Here is a 19,011-nt window from a genome sequence, read left to right as displayed (position 1 = left end):
GCCATAGAGGATAGCTCGTAACTATAAATTACCGTAGTAATCCGAAGCGCAATCATCAGACACACCACAGTCTTTTGATTACTTCTAAGTAAATTATACACAGGGTACTTGATTTTTTCAAGTACCCTTTTGAATTTTTGTTGCCATATTGGATGCCATATCCACTACTCATTGCAAAATATTAAAAGAAAAACAGCAAATATTGAAAGCATATCCCTTTTACCAAAACAGCAGGCCCTGTTTTCGTTCCATCCATTGCTGAATTTTAAAATAAGTGTGGGAAATATTGAATTTCAATCCATAGGGGTGTCCGCTATAATAAAGCTATCAAATCAAACAGGGCAATCGAGGAGGTTCTAAATGAAAAAGAGATTAGTAAGCGTATTACTTGCGGGAGCGATGATGATTTCCATGTGTGCCTGTGGAAGCGGCGCCGGCACGGACAGTCAGGCAGCCGGGACAATCGGCAGTAACGCGGCTGGTACAGAGGCTGTGGAAGCGGCGGGGAGTGCGGAGGCTGGGAAGGGGCTGGAAGGCATGACCATCGGATTCTCCCAGTGTGACAACAGCAGTAACTGGAAGATAGTGGAAACAGAGAGCATCCAGGAGAAGGCCAAGGAGCTGGGGGTAAACCTGATTTATACGGATGCGTCCGGCAACATTGCCAAACAGGCGTCTGACATTGAAGATATGGTTTCACAGGGAGTGGAATATATCATCGTGGCTCCTCAGGAGGAGGATGGGCTGCAGTCCGCGCTTAAATCTGCCATGGACGCGGGAATCGGAGTAATCCTCATTGACCGTTCCATTAACGGCGAGGCAGGCAATGCATACACCACCAAGGTCATGTCAGACTTTGTATGGGAAGCGGAACAGGTTGCCCAAAGGGTAATCGAGGTGACCGGCGGCGAGGGCAACGTGGTCATCATCCAGGGGACCCAGGGAGCCACATCCACCACGGAGCGTCAGAAAGGATTCATGGATGCCATTGCGGATACGGACCTTAAGGTCATAAGCGACCAAGTGGCTAATTACAGCATGCCTAAGGCGCAGGAAGTGATGGAAAATGTGCTCCAGGCCCAGGGCAATGATATCGATATCGTATACTGCCACGGTGCAGACATGGCCATGGGCGCCATTGCAGCCATTAAGGCAGCCGGATTTGAGCCAGGCAAGGATATGCAGGTGGTATGCGTGGACGCGTCCAAGGATGCCATGGAAGCCCTGATTGCAGGTGAACTGCTGTGTACCTGTTCCTGCTCCCCTTACTTTGGCGAGGTGACATTTGACCTGATTGGGAAAATGGCGGCAGGGGAGACGGTGGAAGCTTCCTACATCAATGAAGATACGCTGTATGACGTCAACAATGCAGATGTGTCCCTTGGATATTAGGGCCTGTTTGAAAATAGGATAAGATTGACAATGTTTTTCTGATACGCCGGAGCAGGACTATAAAAGTAACAGACAGCCATTCTGATTATAACGGTAAGACAAAAGCACTGAATTTGGGATGGCTGTTTTTTGTACGCAAAATCAGGGAAATCACGGATAAAAACCCAGGTTTCCCATTGAAACAGACAGAGGTGAGAGGATGTCAAGAGGAAAAATCATATTATCAATGAAAGGAATCGTAAAGGAATTTCCGGGGGTGCGCGCCCTGAAAGGGGTGGATTTCTCGGTGGCGGAGGGAGAGGTCCATGCCCTGATGGGGGAAAATGGCGCCGGGAAATCCACATTGATTAAGGTGCTGACAGGATTTTACCAGAAAGATGGGGGCAGCATTGAGTTTGACGGCCGGGATATTAATCCAAGGACTGTCCTGGAGGCACAGGAGGAAGGAATCAGCACCATTTACCAGGAACTGAACCTGGTGCCGTTCCAGACCGTGTACGAGAATATGTATCTGGGCAGGGAACTGATGACCAGGTACAGGACCATTGACCGGAAACGGATGATATCCGAATGCGGACATATCCTGGCTGATTTGGGAATCCATGTGGATGTGACCAGGCCGCTGTCCGACTATGGGACCGCGGTCCAGCAGATGGTGGCCATCGGGCGGGCCATTTCCGTCAACGCCAAACTGGTCATCATGGATGAGCCTACCTCTTCCCTGGATACAAAGGAAGTGGAAGTGCTCTTCGGCGTCATCCGTAAGCTGAAGGCAAGGAATATAGCCGTTATCTTCATCAGCCACCGCCTGGATGAGATATTTGAAATCTGTGAACGGATTACAATCCTGCGGGACGGGGCGCTGACCGGTTCCGTGGACATCCATGAGATAGACCAGAGGCAGCTGATATCAGCCATGATCGGCAAGGAGGCAAAGCAGCTGGAGCGGACGAAAAAAGGGTATCTTCTGGAACAGGCACAGGTCCTGGCCAAGATGGAAGGAATCCGGCAGGGCACCAGGCTGAACGGTCTGGGGATTGAAATCAGGAAAGGCGAGGTAGTGGGGCTTGCCGGCCTTTTGGGAGCCGGGCGCACAGAGCTTGCCAAGGTACTCTTCGGTGCGGCGGTGCCGGACAAAGGAACCGTCTACTGGATGGGTAAGGAATGCAGGTTCAGATGTCCGGCAGACGCCATTGCCTCGGAGATGGGATTCTGCACAGAGGACAGGAAGGTGGAGGGAATCCTTCCCCACCTGTCGGTCAGCGAGAACCTGACCGTGGCCCTCCTTCCCAAAATCAGCCGTTTCGGAGTGATTCCCAGAAAGAGACAGGCTGAAATCGTGGATAGCTACATAAAAAGCCTGGGCATTAAAACGCCCGGACAGGGACAGGCAATCAGGACACTCAGCGGCGGAAACCAGCAGAAGGTGCTGCTGGCCAGATGGATGTGCACAGACCCTAAGCTTATCATCATGGATGAACCGACCCGCGGAATTGATGTTGGGGCAAAAGGCGAGATTGAGGCACTGATACGGGAGCTTTCGGAAAAAGGAATCAGCATCCTCATGATATCCTCTGAGATGGCGGAACTGGAGCGGAACTGTGACAGGGTGGTGGTCATCCGGGACGGACGTAAGATGGGGGAGCTTCTGGGCGATGAAATCCGGCAGGATGTCATTATGGAAATGATAGCCGGGGGAGGTGGGGACAATGAGTAATCAGGCAAGGACAAAAGCAGATAACCGGGCAATGATCCAGAAATACAGCGCATTTATCTTACTGGCAGCCATACTGCTGCTGAACATAGCGGTTACCCCCAACTTCTTCAGCGTAGGGACGGCCTGGAACATCGTGACGCAGACATGTGTGGCAATCCTTACGGGAATGGGGATGACCATGGTCATTGCCACGGGCGGGATTGACATATCCGTGGGAGCCGTCATGGCGCTGGCGGGTATTGTTTCGGCCAAGCTTCTTCCCTATGGACTGTTGGCGGCCATTCTTGGCGCGCTGGTCCTGTGTTCGGTTTCGGGCATGATAGCAGGCGTCATGGTGGGAAAACTCCGTGTGCAGCCCATGGTTGTCACCCTGGCCCTGATGATTGGAGTCCGGGGCGTGGCCCAGGTGTTAAACGATGCCAAGATATTCAACATAACAGGTCCCCACGCAGAGGCGTATAAAATGCTGGGAAGCTATAAACTCTTCGGAATACTGCCCTTCCAGATCATACCCATCGTGGCGGTAATCGCCCTGGTGTATTTCATCATGAGGAAGATGGTGCTGGGCCTGTACATACAGGCAGTGGGAGACAACCAGAGAAGCGCAAGGATGGCGGGCATCAGCGGGGCAAAGACCATCATGTTCGTCTATATGGCAAGCGCTGTGCTGGCCGGAGTGGCCGGAATCCTGGCAACCGCTAAAATCGGCGCAGCGGACGGCAATTCCCTGGGCCGTCTGGCGGAACTGGACGCAATCGCCGCGGTTGCAGTGGGCGGGACCAGTATGTCGGGAGGCCGTGTGAAGATATTCGGGACCGTGGTGGGCGCGCTGATCATGCAGCTTCTGACCATCATGGTGAACATGAATAACATTCCATATGAGTACGCCAATATCTTTAAGGCCGTGATTATCGTGGCTGCGGTGTATATTCAGCGGGAAAGGTCCGTATAAGGAGGGGCAGACGTGAATATCAAGAAGAAAACAGACCAGTTGATTCAATCCAAAAGTACCATTGCAGTGTTTTTTATCCTGTTCATCCTGTCCGGTATCCTGTTTGCGGACAGAAATTTCCTATCCTTTGCATCGGTCCAGAACCTGGTAAAAAAGGGAGCCAGCGACGGCGGTTTCCTGGCGCTGGGAATGACCTTCGTCATATTGATTGGCCAGATTGACCTGTCCGTGGGGTCCGTGCTGGCGCTGGGCGGCGTGCTTATGGCAATGTTCGGCAATGATAACATGCTCCTGGGCATAGGGCTGGGACTTCTGGCCGGCGCTGCATGCGGTTTCCTGAATGGATTCATGGTGGCTAAGATGAAGATTTCATCCTGGATTGCCACCCTGGCCATGATGCTGGCAGTGCGGGGTATGATTATGCTGATGACATCCAAAAAACCCATTCCCATCACCAATCCGGCCATATCCCTGCTGGGGGACTCAAGGCCCTTTGGAATCCATATCCTGATTATCGTATTGGCTGTCCTTACCCTGGCCTGTATGTTCGTCAGCAGAAGGACAAAGCTTGGGATGGCGCTTTATGCGGTGGGCGGCAACGAGGAGGCGTCCAGGATGATGGGGCTTAAGGTGGATACGGTGAAGATTGCGGCATTTACAATCTGCGGACTCTTTGCATCCCTGTCCGGCATGCTGCTGGCCTCCAAGCTGTATACCGCCCAGCCCACGGCCGGGGACGCATGGGAGACAACTGCCATTGCCATGTGCGCGCTGGGCGGGGTGAAGCTGTCCGGAGGCGAGGGCAGGTTCAGCGGTACATTTTTCGGCATCCTCATCATTTCCATCATCAACACCATATTTAATTATGCGGGAAACTTAAATTCCTGGTGGCAGAACATTGTGATGGGGGGATTGATATTGGTATCCATCGGTCTGCAGTCCGATATCTTCCATTTTTCTAAAAAAGCAAAATGTGCGGAAGGCGTGCAGCCATAGGGGAGGGGAGTCAGATGAAGGAAGGAAAACCTAAGATCCTGGTTGTGGGAAGCATGAATATGGATTTAATCATGTACAATGTGGAGCGGATTCCGAAGATGGGCGAGTCCATTTACTGTACAGGTTATGAATATGTTACAGGCGGAAAAGGCTCGAACCAGGCTTACGCGGCATCCATGCAGGGAGCAGATGCGTATCTGGTGGGGCGGATCGGCACGGACGACAATGGCCGGGCGCTTATGAAGCAGCTGGAGGAGGCTGGAGTGGATACATCCTTTGTGGTCAGGGATGAGGGACATCTTACGGGATTGTCCACAATGAACATTGACGCGGACGGAAATTATTTTTCCATCTTTGCATCAGGGGCCAATGACCATATAAAGCCGGAGGATGTTGAAAGGGCAATGGACCAGGTGGATTTCGACATGGTGGTCATGCAGCTGGAGATGCCCCTTGAGACGGTTTACCAGACTTACGGGATGGCCAGGCAGAGGGGAATCCCGGTATTCCTGGATGCCGGCCCGGCCATGTCCATACCCCTGGAGCGGCTGAAGGGGATTTTCATCATATCCCCCAACGAGGCTGAGACAGCTGCGCTGACAGGAATCGTGCCGGACACGAAGGCGCATACGGAGAAGGCTGCCAGATGGCTCTATGAGAAGGCGGCTCCCAGGTATGTGCTCCTGAAGCTGGGAAGCAGGGGAGCGCTGCTCTATGACGGCAGGGAAATGAAATGGGTGAAAGGGTACCATGTAGACGCCGTTGATACCACCGCAGCCGGGGATACATTCGGCGCCGCCCTGGCCGTGCAGTACTGTAAGGGGGCTGATATGGAAACGGCTATAAGGTATGGACACGCGGCGGCAGCTATCTGTGTCACGAGGAAAGGCGGGCATCCGTCCATTCCGACGGCAAAGGAAGTGGAACGGTTCCTGCTTGAAAATAAGGTTGGAAGGCGGGAGCAAAATAAGTGAGAACGAAAGGTGGGATTATCATGTTTAATCAGGAACTATATAACCGTATGGAGAAAACAGTCATAGCAGAATGCGGGGAAGCCCTGGCAGCCATACGGTACGATGAAATCCAGGCATACCTGGACGCCATATTAAAAGCCGAGAAAGTATTCTTCGTAGGCGTGGGGCGTGTTCTCCTGGCCCTCCAATGCATCGCGAAGCGGTATGCCCATCTGGGGATACGGACCGTGGTGGTGGGGGAGATTACAGAGCCGGCCATCACGGATAAGGATGTCCTTGTGGTAGGTTCGGGAAGCGGCGAAACCCTGTTCCCGGCAGGCATTGCCAGAAAGGCAAAAGCGCTGGGGGCCACGGTTGTACACATTGGAAGCAACCCCAGAAGCGGGCTTAGGGATGTGGCGGATGTGTTTGTCAGGATTCCGGTGGAGAGCAGGGCAAAAGCTGAGGATGAAATCCGCTCGAGGCAGCCCATGACTTCCCTGTTTGAACAGTCCCTGCTGCTGTTTGGGGACACCACGGCCATGATGATGGTGGAGGACAGGGGGATTGACGTGGGGAAGCTCTGGCAGTATCATGCGAATCTTGAATAAAGTGGATTTGAGACAGTAAATGTTCCTGGGAAAATAAATGATTTTATTGCCGCTATATGATATGATGATACAAATGGATTTACCAGAAATGTACCCATGCTTTCATGTTCACGGATTATCGGATTCCCAATCAGAATATACATTGTTGATGCATTCTATTGGATAATATGGATTTAAGGTAAATATCATAAGATGAATATCAGGAAGTGATTGGCTATCGGTATGTCTTTGGTAATGGAATCCATATATTTTCTATAAATATTGGGAAATGCTGAATCAAGCTATAATCCCCGTACAGATGGAAAAAGCTTTGTTGATATTTAATATTTTTATAAAGGGTGATTAACTCTGACGTGAAAGTTATTAAAAGCATCCGTTCCACTGCAGCAATTCATGATGCTGCAATGGAATAGATGCTATTCGTTGTATTATAAAACAGCATTTATCATACACCATTGACACTGTTGGCGCTATAGTTTAGAAATGCAGCAAAATCGCGCTGTAACAGATATATTTATATTTATGAAACGGGGGAGTATAATATTATAGGAAGATTTGAAAGGACACTCTACGTATTGTTCGTCAGGATGCGTTTGAGGGGGGACAACAATTGATATGTGGTTATTTAAGGCAGCCTTGTAAAGAGCGTTTCTTTACGAGGCTCTTTTTTTGCAGGGGGGTTATTGCTTTGGGATATTGAGAATCCTATTCCCACAAAACATGGCGGATATTCTGCATGTACGGTTATGATTGGAAATAATGATAGCCCTAAATAATCGGACAATATAAAACATTCTGCGTAGTATGAAAAGATTCTAAATCAGGGAGACTAAAATCAGGAATAATCAATTAACTTTATCAGGAATATTAATCAGGCATGTGAAGGACAATGGAGGCGTTTATGACAGAAGGATGTATCAATGAATTTCAAAGCTACCTGAGAAATGAAGAAAAAGCCGAAGCAACAATCAGTAAATACCTGCACGATGTAAAAGAGATGCTGGTCTTCATTGAGGAGATGGATTTAAACAAGGAGTCCCTTATAGAATACCGGAAGTATCTGAGCAGCCAGTACAAGCCGCAGACTGTAAATGGAAAGCTTTCAGCAATCAACGCATTTTTAAAATTTAAGGATTTATTGGAGTTTAAGGTGAAATTCTTAAAAGTACAGAAACGGGTATATGTAGACGAAAAACGGGAACTTACAGAACAGGATTTCAAAAGACTGATAGCGGCGGCCGACAGAAACGGAAATAAGCAGTTGTACTATTTAATGATGGTCTTATATGGTACAGGGATACGGATCAGTGAACTTCCCTTTGTCACAGTGGAAGCCATAGAAACTGGAAGGGCTGAAATATCCATGAAAGGAAAATACAGGGTAATCATCTTTCCTAAGAATCTGGTCCGTTTATTAAAAGAATATACAAAAGTATCCAACATAAGACAGGGCTGCATCTTCCGGACAAGAAGCGGAAGAAACCTGGACAGGAGCAATATATACCATTCCATGAAGAGACTGTGCAGGGATGCGCAGGTCCAACCATCAAAAGTATTTCCCCATAATTTCAGGCACCTTTTTGCAAAATGTTTTTATTCCATTGAAAAGAACCTGTCCCATCTTGCTGATATCCTCGGACATTCTTCAATCGAAACCACAAGGATTTATGTGGCAGCCAGTATTAAACAGTACGAAAAAATCATGGATAAGATGAGGATTGAAGTTGACAGACAAAAACCACAGAATAACTATTCTGTGGTACTTAGCAGTTACACGATTTAACAAAATCTAGTGTTGTTTGTATTTTATACCAAAATGTCGGTGGCGTCAATATACATATAGCTATTTTTTCCATACCACAAGAAGGCCGGGAGCAAAATAATGTCTAACCGGCCTTTTTGGCATGGATCCTATTTTGTTGTTTGTATCAGAATATTAAAACAATCTATTTTCGTAATGACATTTATGACTAAAACCGTTAGGAATGTACCACAGAATAGTTATTCTGTGGTCTTTCCTTAGATGGAGGCACCACAGAATAGTTATTCTGTGGTATGCATAAATATAAAGGATTTCAGAGGGCAGCCAGGTTTGAAAAAGAACTGTAACAATAGCTGTTATCTGAACTCTTTATAGGCGCATGGAAGAGGTATTGATGAATACGAAGTTTCCTAGCAAAGGCTGGATTGATATACATGCACATATTTTACCAGGAGTGGATGACGGAGCCCATGATTGGGATGAAGCCATAACATTATTAAAACTGGCATATGGGCAGGGAATCCGGCACATTATAGCCACGCCGCATTTTACATGCAATCAGGACACAGGGCTGCTTCAGGAGTCATGCACCTGTCTGGATTACCATGCGAAAGCCATAGCAGACGGCTTTGGTGTCAGCCTTGGACAGGAAATAAAGTATTTTGAAAATCTCATTGAATATCTGAATCAGGGAAGGGCCCTTACACTGGCTGGCAGCAGGTATGTGTTGGTGGAGTTTGAACCGTCGGATAGTCTTGGCAGAATGAAGAGGGCTGTGCGCCAGCTGATTCAGGCATCCTATTTCCCGGTAATTGCGCATGTGGAGCGTTATAGATGCCTTTTTGAACAGGAGCGCGCACAGGAGCTGGTTGAATATGGGGCGTACCTTCAGATAAACTCCCGGAGCCTGAATGGGGGATGGATGGATAAAAAGGCCCGCTGGTGCAAAAAAAACTTAAAAAAAGGAACGATTCATTTTATTGCCACGGATATGCATAATTCATCGGACCGTTCCCCGGACATCCAGACAGCGGTTTCGTGGGTTGAACACAATATGGGGGTAAGGACATCTGACCGGATTACCAGGACGAATCCAGGGTTCATCCTGCAGGACAGAATGTTATAGCAAAAGAAAAAGTATGGAAAAGGTAACTGTAATGGAAAACAAAATGTATGAAGACAGAAATGAAGATGCAATTGAGATTGATGTGGTTGAGCTGCTGTTTGCTTTAAGAAAAAAACTATGGATGATTATTTTGGCAGCAGTGATAGGGTGTCTTGGGGCGGGGATATACAGCAAAATAATTTTAAGTCCGGTTTATACATCCACTTCCATGGTGTATGTGCTGTCAAAGGAAACAACACTCACTTCCCTGGCTGACCTGCAGATAGGAAGCCAGCTGACAAAGGATTACAGTGTAATGATTACCAGCAGGCCCGTGCTGGAAGAAGTAATCGAAAAACAGAAACTGAGTTTATCCTATAACCAGTTAAAAAGTATGATCCGCATCTCAAATCCTGCCGATACCAGAATTCTTAACATGTCTGTGTCAGATACTGATCCGGTCAGGGCAAAAGCCATTGTGGATGCAGTAGCAAAGGCATCCTCAGACTATATTGGGGATATCATGGAAATGATACCGCCAAAAATCATAGAAAATGGTGTCGTGCCTGACAACCCCACCTCCCCTAACATAAAGAAGAACGCTGCTTTGGGAGGTCTTGCTTTATCCGTGGCGGCATGTGGATTTATTGCGCTTCAGGTCATCATGAATGACACCATCCGTTCAGAGGAAGATGTATCCCGTTATCTTGGCATCAGCGTACTGGCCGTTATTCCGGAGAATAACAGCGAGGAAAAGGATGACCCGGCAAAGGGCAGTGAAGGCAGGAGAAGCAGGAAAAAACGGAAAAACCAGGCAAAAAAAGGCTGAGAGGAGAAGTAAGACGTGGAACAAATTTTGAATCTGCAGAATACAGGTGAGAAGGACTATCATTTTGAAGAGTCCATCAAGACACTGAGGACTAATTTACAGTTTTGTGGAAGCAGCCTGAAAACAATCATGTTTACAAGTTCATTGCCCAATGAAGGAAAAAGTGAAATCACTTTTTCTGTCGGAGCATCCTTTGGAAGTATAGGAAAAAAGGTTTTACTGATAGACGCGGACATACGTAAATCTGTATTCATAAAAAGATATGAAATTAAAGGTAACCCCAGCGGGCTGTCCCAATATCTCAGCGGCCAGAAGACAATGGATGATATCTGTTATGCCACTGATGTGGAGAATTTCGACATGATTCTGGCTGGTCCATATTCCCCCAATCCGGCAGAACTTTTGGAAGACCCATTATTCAATGAATTATTGGAAAAAGCCAAGGAGAAATATGATTATATCATCATAGATACGCCGCCCATGGCAAATCTTATTGATGGAGCCATTATTGCCGGTCAATGTGATGGAGCGGTCATTGTAATCGAAAGCGGTACAATCAGTTACCATCTGGCCCAGAAAGTGAAGGCACAATTGGAAAAGAGCGGATGCCGTATTCTGGGAGCGGTCCTGAACCGGGTGGGGATGGACTACGAAAATGGATATTATAAAAAATATTATAGGAAATATTATGGTAAATACGATGGGGGGGGGGGCGAAAATCAGGCTGAGGAAAACAATAGATAAAGGACAATATGAGACGGAGAAAAAACATTCGGTTCCAAAACTGTAAAAAAAGGATGGCTGCAGTCTTGGCATTGGCATCGGTTCTTACTGCATTTTTTCTTTACCGGACAGGCCAGCTGTATTTGGAAAAAAGAGCATTGGCAGAAGATGTCCTGCAGTGGCATCAGGAACAGGACTTTGATGGGGAAGAAAGTAAGATAGATAGAATAGAGTATCAGGGTAAGATTTTCCGCCGCAATACCTATGTCAAGGCAATCCTGTGCATGGGAATAGACAGGCCTGGAAGTCTGGAGGAAACCATGGTTGCCGGGGCCGGAGGCCAGGCAGATGCAATCTTCCTTGTTGCCCAGGATATAGCCAGGGATAAGGTTAAAATCCTGATGATACCAAGGGATACCATGACGGAGATAACCCTGACTGATTTAAGCGGCAATGTCCTGGGCAGGGATATACAGCACCTTGCATTAGGTTATGCCTATGGAGATGGCAGGGATAAAAGCTGCCGGTATATGAAGGAGGCAGTGAGCAATCTGTTAGGAGGACTGGCGATTGACGGGTACATGGCAATCAGCATGTCTGCCCTTCCAATCATGAATGATGGGGTGGGAGGCGTTACCGTTACCGTGGAGGAACAGGGGATGGAACGGGTGGATCCTGAATTCATTTACGGAAAGACAGTCACGCTTAAAGGCACGCAGGCAGAGGCGTATATCCGTTACAGGGATACCGGCCAGGCCCAAAGTGCATTGGGACGTGCGGAACGCCAGAAGTCTTATATAGAAGGGCTGCTTCAGGCTGCAAAGATAAAGTCAGGAACAGATGACAGCTTTGTGTCCGGACTGTTAAAGGAGATGGAACCCTACATGGTGACTGACATGACAAAAGACAGGTATATGGACATGGCCTTGGCCTTTTTAGGAGGAGGCCAGGAACTGGGAATGACAGATATGCTGACACTTCCGGGAAAGGCAGTGGAGACCCCTATTTATGACGAATACCATCCTGATAAACCGCAGATCCAGCCGATTATCCTGGATATGTTTTATAGAGAGGAAACGGACGGCATGTATAAAGGAAAATAGGTATGAAAACCAATACTTATTATAAATGTTTAATTTCATTCAAGAAAGGAAGGGTAAAGATTATGAGAAAAAGGATTACAACAATTGCGTTAGTAGCTGCACTTGCTGCATCACAGGCAGTGATTTCCTTTGCCGCTATCAGTCCCGGTACAGGCCCGGTAATTGGTGGAGGGGATAGTGATTATGACATTGGGGAGAGGGTAGACAGTGTGTTAGGTGGAGGCACCTTAGCAGGAAGTTCTACCGTAACCGGTTCAGGCCAGGGAACCAATGCGGTTGGAATTGGCGTTGGCCAGGCAGTTGGGGAAACAACGGTTACAACAAACAGTAGGGGACAGGCTGTTGTGGGAAATACTGCACTTGAGTTTGTACAGGGAAGCGGCGGAGCTGTATCAGGGCTTCCTGAGACCGTAGTAAATGCCATTAATGGTATAAACAGCGGGCTGCCACTGAATCAGGTGATTTCTGATGTGGATTTAACCGGATATAACGCGTTGGTGGGGACCCATGCAATTGTGACGAAAGATGCAGTGACCAATGCAGAGAAAGCAGGACCGGTGGAAGTCCCGTTATATGTTCCGAATCTCGTTGATGGACTGGGGGAAGTGCAGGTACTCTTTTACAATAACCTGACAGGCACCTGGACCGTAATACAGCCAAGCAGGATTGATGCAGCGTCCAAGATGATTTGGTTTAATATTCCTAACTCAGGTACGCTTTCTGTAATATACAAACGATGACGCCCTGAATTACGGCACAAAAGGGGAATGTGAAAGTGAAAGGTAAAAACAAACTTGTATTAGAAAAATACCTTCCCCACAGTAAAAAGGTGAGGATGTGGATACTTTGGGGTTATGATATGGTCATGGTATGGATTTGCGCATGCCTGGCCCTGGGATTAAGATTTGACCTGAGTCTTTCCTCGGTCCCCATTGAGTATGCCAGGGAGGTATGGAAGTACGGACTTTTGCAGATGGCCGTGGTGTCCCTTATATTTTATGTGGGACACCTTTACGCCATCATGTGGGGAGTTTCAGGCATCCGGGAGATGATGCAGGTCCTGCTGGCTTGCCTGGTTGCTGCTTTGGCGCAGTCCGTAGGGATTTTGTTATTTGATGCGCGTATGCCCAGGAGCTATTATGTACTGTGGTTTGTGCTGATGTCCGGAGCGACCATGAGTGGAAGGGTCAGTTTCCAGGTACTTCAGAAAATTACGGACAGGATAAACCGCTTCCTTGAAAAAAGCATTCCGCCCCGGGTGATGATAATCGGTGCAGGAAAAGCGGGAACGCTTATACTTAGGGAAATGAAAGCCAGTGAAAAGGTCCATGGATATCCTGTCTGCTTGATTGACGATGACAAGGATAAACAGGGACGGGTCATTGACGGAGTATCCATTGTTGGTGACCGAAAGGATATAGCAAGGATTGTAAGGGAGAAGGAAATTGATGAGATTTATGTGGCCATTCCTACTGCTTCTCCTGAGGACATAAAGGATATTCTGAAAATCTGCCAGGGAACAGGATGCCAGGTCAAAATACTTCCTGGTGTATACCAGATCATGAATGGCGAGGTCACGATTTCAAGACTCCGGAAAGTGGAAATAGAAGACCTGCTGGGAAGGGAACCGGTAAATGTTAATCTGGATGAAATCATGGGCTATGTCAAGGGAAAAGTAGTGCTGGTCACCGGTGGAGGCGGTTCCATTGGCAGTGAGCTGTGCAGGCAGCTGGCAGGCCATAAGGTAAAACAGCTTATCATATTTGACATATATGAAAATAATGCTTATGAAATCCAGCAGGAATTAAAACGTAAGTATCCCCATTTGGATTTGGTGGTACTGATTGGCTCTGTGCGCAATACGAACCGTCTTGATTACCTTTTCCGTACATACAGGCCTGATATTGTCTACCATGCAGCGGCCCATAAGCATGTGCCTTTAATGGAGGACAGCCCCAATGAAGCAATCAAGAATAATGTGTTGGGCACTTATAAAACAGCCAGGGCCTCCATTAAATATAAGGCAAAATGTTTCATACTCATCTCAACGGACAAGGCAGTGAATCCAACGAATATCATGGGGGCAAGTAAGCGCCTTTGTGAGATGGTGGTTCAGATGAGCAATCAGAAGAGCAGTACGGAATTTGTTGCGGTCCGCTTTGGCAATGTGTTAGGAAGCAACGGAAGTGTAATCCCGCTATTCAAGCAGCAGATTGAAAGCGGCGGCCCGGTGACAGTTACGCACAAGGATATCATACGCTATTTCATGACAATTCCGGAAGCAGTAAGTCTTGTAATTCAGGCTGGCGCCTATGCAAAGGGCGGAGAAATCTTTGTACTGAACATGGGCAATCCGGTCAGGATTCTGGATATGGCTGAGAACCTGATCCGTTTATCCGGTTATGAGCCATACAAAGATATAGATATCTGTTTTACCGGATTGCGTCCAGGAGAAAAACTGTATGAAGAACTCCTCATGGATGAAGAAGGATTGCAAAAGACGGTCAATGACAGGATATTCATTGGAAAACCAATTGAAATGGATTATGATCGGTTTGAAAGGGCGTTAAACCGGCTTGGGGAGGCAGCCCTTAGTGAAACAGCAAATGTGAGATGGATTGTGCATGAACTGGTACCTGAATACCATTATAAGAATATGGATTCAGACATTGCAGCTGCAGAGGCAGCTGCCAGCCGGGACTCTGCAGTTACACCTTTGAATCCGGAAAGGTTTGCAGTACATAAGAAAATAGCAATGTATAATCTGGGAGTCAAGTAGGGGAAAGGGTATGAAAGCAGAATTGTCGCTTTGCCGCATTCTGGTGTCATACCTGTTATATTGTTGAAGTTTATCTGTGGAAAGAACAGCTATATACCTTAGATTGGATCAGGGTATTGGGATGTCCATGGAATGGCGAAGCATGCCCTTTTTAATCAATACTGTCTAATTCAGGTTGTAATATCGTTGCAGAAAAGAATCCTTAATTAAATCCAGGAACAGATTTGGAGGGTAGGGATGGAACGCTGGTATGCAGTGCAGGTGAGGACCGGAAGGGAAGAAGCAGTTCTTCAGTTGAGTAAAAAGATGATAGATGGATCTGTTTTGAAGGAATGTTTCATTCCATACTACGAGCGTATGAAACGTTATCAAGGGGAATGGCATAAGGAACAATATATTTTATTCCCGGGATATATTTTTCTTGTTACAGAACAGGTGGATGAACTGTTCTGGGAACTGAAAAAAGTGCCGGGGCTTACAAAAATTCTTGGAGATGGAATGGAGTTTGTTCCTATAAAAGAGGAAGAAAAGGTTATTTTGCAGAAGATGGGGGGGAGCGCCCATATAGCAGAAATGTCCAAGGGGATTATAGAGGGTGACAAGGTTATCATAACGTCAGGTCCCTTGTCAAAATTTGAAGGTGAGATTACATATATTGACAGACATAAGCGACTGGCAGTGATTCGGATTGAGATGTTTGGCAGATGGATGGATGTGAAGATAGGGTTGGAGATTGTGCATAGGGAATAGTTATAAATACCATATCTATCAAGAACTGGAGAGGTGGAACACCTTACCTGTGAGAAGATAGGATGTAAGTATAAAGTTTGGAACACCGGTATTTTTCAAGCAGGAACATCCAGGGTTAAATGACAGGATATCTACTCTCAATATATTTCGGACAATGACTGACAGGAAAGATGAAAATGGAAATCTTTTGCCAGATGAGATGAGACTTATGGACTTTGTCAGGAAATTGCGAAGTACTAGTTTGGGTGAACTACCCAAACTTATAAATATCCTGAAGGGAGACCTGCCCATAGTGGGAGATGGGGATATAATAGCAATAACCAAGAATTGCCTTGATTTTACAAGGGCTTTAGCGGATTGAGTTGAATCCTCTTATGAAATTTTTGCGATGGGATATAGATTTCAAGAGCCGGAACCAATGAGTTCAAGAGGGCTTTTTGAGTGTTCTATTGACCCAATCGAAAGAGCGGAAAAATCTGATAAGGAGGTTTGACATATGCCTGCGTCCGAAAACACTGTGTGACGGATACAGGCTCATCGTAGTATTCATATGTATTATATGTGCTTATTCGTCCAGTATACACGGCTATTAAGGAAGTGAACGCATATCTGCGAATATTGCGGGTAAGGGGCATCTGTGCAGTGGTAACAATCTAAACTGGAAGAGTAATATTTACAAAGAGAACAATCAAGGAGGAGGACGAAGAATACTATAAGTGTGTTAGAAGAAAGGTGACGACTATTCAAATGCCAAATGGGCAATTGTTCTGCGGATACTTACATATGAATTGCGCTAAATCGGATACGACTATTAAGAATATAAAATGAAATGGGGAATAAAACTATGGATCTCAACTTAAAAGGCAAGCTTGTACTTATTGTTGGTGCAAGTAAAGGAATTGGAAAAGGTATCGCTTTAGGATTTGCTGCTGAGGAGTGCCGAATTGTAGCAATAGCACGTTCAGAAGAATTGCTCCTTCGATTAAAGGAAGAAGCACTTAAGTGTGGTGCCCCAATGTGCGAGACCGTAGTTTGCGATATTATGGAATGTAATACGCAGAAATTTGCTAGAAATCTCCTTAAGAAGTACGGGGTTTTTGATGTTGTTGTTCATAATGTTGGTGGTTCCTTGATTAGCAGAAATCATCTGGGAGGGGCTGATGATTGGAATTATGCCTTGAAATTTAATGCGGTTGCGGCGATTGATATGAATAGTATGTTTATCCCCCCTATGATTGAGCGAGGAACTGGAAGGGTCATTCATGTATCATCTATCTCTGCAGTTATGTTGCGTGGAAATCCTCTTTATGCATCAGCCAAAGCATTTTTAAATGCTTATATAACAACAGTCGGTAGACAACTTGCGCCAACAGGGGTGTTGATGTGTTCGGTTATGCCAGGAGCCGTGGCCTTCCCCGGTAGTTATTGGGACAAATTTGTGAAAGAAAAGAATCCGAGGGTTGAAGACTTTCTTAAACATCATCAGGCAGCAAATAGATTTGGAACACCAGAAGAAATTGCAAATGCCATCGTATTTATGGCTAGCGATAAATCTTCGTTTATGCAGGCAACAAACATTCCGGTAGATGGTGCTAATATGTAAAAGCTTCATTTTCAATATAAAAGATTTTTAAGTGGAGGTATGTATGAAGCGTTGTTTCGATTTTATATGCAGCTTGATAGGGGTGATAATTCTATCGCCTGTTCTTTTGATTATTTCCATTCTAATTGTCAGCGACTCACCCGGTGGAGTATTCTTCCGCGGGGTGAGAGTTGGTAAGAATGGAAAGGATTTTAGAATATTTAAATTTAGGAGTATGCGAGCAGATTGTGAAGGAAAGGGCAAATGGAATGTTGGTGATGATGATGACAGAATAACAAAAATCGGTCACTTCCTTAGAAAAACCAAAGTAGATGAATTACCGCAGTTGTTTAATGTCTTAATAGGTGATATGAGTCTTGTTGGTCCTCGTCCAGAGCTACGTTTTTATGTAGAAAAGTATACAAATAGAGAAATGCCGATTCTCGATTTGAAACCTGGAATTACGGATTGGGCTTCTATGGCCAATTTTGAACAGTTTAAGGGATTCACTGCTGCCGTTGACCCAGATGAATTTTATATGGAATGTGTAAGACCCCTTAAAATAGAATTGCAGCTTTATTATAGATATCACCATAATTTCTTTTCTGACATATACTGTATTTTTTATACGGTATACAAGGTAGTTACGCATTCACAGAAATTACCTAAAGATATTCAGAAAATTGTTGATGAATATAGCAATGGACAGCAAGTAAATATGGGAGAAACGGTATGAGAAATGGTATGAAAAGTGAAAAATTAGCATGGCTTATCAGGCGTCATGGCATTGAAATGACACATTTATCTGGCGGAAGCCATATAGGAGCTGTATTATCCGTGGCTGACATCATAGCAGTGTTATATGCAAATATTTTAGACTACAAACCGGAAGAACCAAAATGGAATGGCAGAGACAGGGTTATTTTAAGCAAAGGACATGCAGGAGCAGCAATCTATGCTGCACTTGCAGAAAGTGGTTTTTTCCCAGTGGAAGAACTAAAAACCCATTATCAGAATGGGGGACGTTTATCCGGGCATGTTTCCCACCATCTTCCTGGGGTGGATTTTTCTACCGGTTCGTTAGGACATGGTTTGTCGGCTGCAGCAGGTATAGCATATGCGCTGAAAAAGGACCAAAAAGCAGGTCGAGTATTTGCGGTACTTGGTGACGGGGAATGTGATGAAGGTTCTGTATGGGAAGCAGCACTCTTTGCAAATCATTTTCGCTTAAATAATCTGATTGCAGTTGTGGATCATAATCATATGCAGAGCTTGGATTTTCAGGAAAATACGCTTGAAATAGAAGATTTCGGAAGCAAATGGAGAGCTTTTGGGTGGAATGTGATTGAAATCAACGGAAATAATCACGAAGAACTCAAAGCGGCTTTTCAGAAGGCAAAAGAAAATGGAAAAGAAAGTGAACATAAGCCGATGATGATTCTTGCCAATACAGTCAAAGGATGCGGAATCTCATTTATGCAAAATGATATCCTGTGGCATTATAGATTTCCACATGATGGATGGGAATATGACTGTGCAGTAAACGAGCTGCACCAGACGAAACCGGAGGGGGTGGAAGACCCATACACCCCGGAGGGAATTCCAAATCCTGTGTTGCCAACGGAAAGTGACGATATCAATAATGACCATACCTTGACATATACCTGGAAGACCACTTATCCGGAAAAAATGAGGCGAGTAGAGGCAAAGTCTGGAAGTGGTGAAAGAGAATACAGAGTATAGATGGAATGAGGGAG

General features: G+C 46.0%; 18 protein-coding genes. All 18 read left to right on the top strand.

The window, feature by feature from the left end; genetic code table 11:
• Positions 1-360 precede the first annotated feature (360 nt).
• The 18 genes from MCJ35_RS18250 to MCJ35_RS18165 all read left to right on the top strand — a co-directional run bounded on the left by MCJ35_RS18250 (position 361) and on the right by MCJ35_RS18165 (position 18,997).
• Complete coding sequence (locus MCJ35_RS18250) at positions 361-1,392, top strand: ABC transporter substrate-binding protein (RefSeq protein WP_025486013.1); 1,032 nt, start codon at positions 361-363, stop codon at positions 1,390-1,392.
• 199 nt (positions 1,393-1,591) lie between these two features.
• Positions 1,592-3,109, top strand: a complete 1,518-nt coding sequence (locus MCJ35_RS18245) for a sugar ABC transporter ATP-binding protein (RefSeq protein WP_034577692.1) — start codon at positions 1,592-1,594, stop codon at positions 3,107-3,109.
• On the top strand, positions 3,102-4,061 hold the full coding sequence (locus MCJ35_RS18240; protein ID WP_025486014.1) for an ABC transporter permease: 960 nt from the start codon (positions 3,102-3,104) through the stop codon (positions 4,059-4,061). Before MCJ35_RS18245 ends, MCJ35_RS18240 begins: the two co-directional genes overlap by 8 nt.
• Before the next feature lie 12 nt (positions 4,062-4,073).
• Entirely contained in the window at positions 4,074-5,057 is a 984-nt protein-coding gene (locus MCJ35_RS18235) for an ABC transporter permease (protein ID WP_025486015.1), read from the top strand.
• Between the two features lie 14 nt (positions 5,058-5,071).
• On the top strand, positions 5,072-6,031 hold the full coding sequence (locus MCJ35_RS18230; protein ID WP_025486016.1) for a ribokinase: 960 nt from the start codon (positions 5,072-5,074) through the stop codon (positions 6,029-6,031).
• A gap of 20 nt (positions 6,032-6,051) precedes the next feature.
• The gene (gene hxlB / locus MCJ35_RS18225; RefSeq protein ID WP_353656080.1) at positions 6,052-6,621 is read left to right on the top strand and encodes a 6-phospho-3-hexuloisomerase; all 570 of its coding nucleotides are present in this window, start codon (positions 6,052-6,054) and stop codon (positions 6,619-6,621) included.
• Between the two features lie 901 nt (positions 6,622-7,522).
• Complete coding sequence (locus tag MCJ35_RS18220; RefSeq protein ID WP_240299605.1) at positions 7,523-8,404, top strand: tyrosine-type recombinase/integrase; 882 nt, start codon at positions 7,523-7,525, stop codon at positions 8,402-8,404.
• Between the two features lie 373 nt (positions 8,405-8,777).
• A complete protein-coding gene (locus MCJ35_RS18215) occupies positions 8,778-9,509 on the top strand; it encodes a CpsB/CapC family capsule biosynthesis tyrosine phosphatase (RefSeq protein WP_025486021.1) in 732 nt (243 codons plus the stop codon).
• 31 nt (positions 9,510-9,540) lie between these two features.
• Positions 9,541-10,317, top strand: coding sequence for a Wzz/FepE/Etk N-terminal domain-containing protein (locus MCJ35_RS18210; protein ID WP_025486022.1), 777 nt, complete (start codon positions 9,541-9,543; stop codon positions 10,315-10,317).
• Positions 10,318-10,332: 15 nt separating this feature from the next.
• Positions 10,333-11,061, top strand: coding sequence for a CpsD/CapB family tyrosine-protein kinase (locus MCJ35_RS18205; RefSeq protein WP_240299604.1), 729 nt, complete (start codon positions 10,333-10,335; stop codon positions 11,059-11,061).
• 8 nt (positions 11,062-11,069) lie between these two features.
• A complete protein-coding gene (locus MCJ35_RS18200; RefSeq protein ID WP_025486024.1) occupies positions 11,070-12,143 on the top strand; it encodes an LCP family protein in 1,074 nt (357 codons plus the stop codon).
• A 62-nt stretch (positions 12,144-12,205) separates the two neighbouring features.
• Positions 12,206-12,883 carry a hypothetical protein gene (locus MCJ35_RS18195; protein ID WP_025486025.1) on the top strand — a complete coding sequence of 226 codons (678 nt, stop codon included), beginning with the start codon at positions 12,206-12,208 and terminating at the stop codon, positions 12,881-12,883.
• Positions 12,884-12,978: 95 nt separating this feature from the next.
• On the top strand, positions 12,979-14,922 hold the full coding sequence (locus tag MCJ35_RS18190) for a polysaccharide biosynthesis protein (RefSeq protein ID WP_051400673.1): 1,944 nt from the start codon (positions 12,979-12,981) through the stop codon (positions 14,920-14,922).
• 237 nt (positions 14,923-15,159) lie between these two features.
• The gene (loaP, locus tag MCJ35_RS18185; protein WP_025486027.1) at positions 15,160-15,672 is read left to right on the top strand and encodes an antiterminator LoaP; all 513 of its coding nucleotides are present in this window, start codon (positions 15,160-15,162) and stop codon (positions 15,670-15,672) included.
• Between the two features lie 70 nt (positions 15,673-15,742).
• Positions 15,743-16,033: a sugar transferase gene (locus MCJ35_RS18180; protein ID WP_081739219.1), complete on the top strand. Its 291-nt coding sequence runs from the start codon at positions 15,743-15,745 to the stop codon at positions 16,031-16,033.
• Between the two features lie 483 nt (positions 16,034-16,516).
• The gene (locus MCJ35_RS18175) at positions 16,517-17,275 is read left to right on the top strand and encodes an SDR family NAD(P)-dependent oxidoreductase (RefSeq protein ID WP_025486030.1); all 759 of its coding nucleotides are present in this window, start codon (positions 16,517-16,519) and stop codon (positions 17,273-17,275) included.
• A gap of 43 nt (positions 17,276-17,318) precedes the next feature.
• Positions 17,319-17,990: a sugar transferase gene (locus MCJ35_RS18170; protein WP_025486031.1), complete on the top strand. Its 672-nt coding sequence runs from the start codon at positions 17,319-17,321 to the stop codon at positions 17,988-17,990.
• A complete protein-coding gene (locus tag MCJ35_RS18165; protein ID WP_234852308.1) occupies positions 17,987-18,997 on the top strand; it encodes a transketolase in 1,011 nt (336 codons plus the stop codon). Before MCJ35_RS18170 ends, MCJ35_RS18165 begins: the two co-directional genes overlap by 4 nt.
• The last annotated feature ends 14 nt before the right edge of the window (positions 18,998-19,011 follow it).

It is taken from the genome of Enterocloster sp. OA13, assembly GCF_022440595.1.
In the GTDB taxonomy this organism is placed as follows: domain Bacteria; phylum Bacillota; class Clostridia; order Lachnospirales; family Lachnospiraceae; genus Enterocloster; species Enterocloster hominis.
The sequence above is the reverse complement of the archived record's forward strand: the minus strand, read 5'-3'. Positions and strand labels throughout refer to the sequence as shown.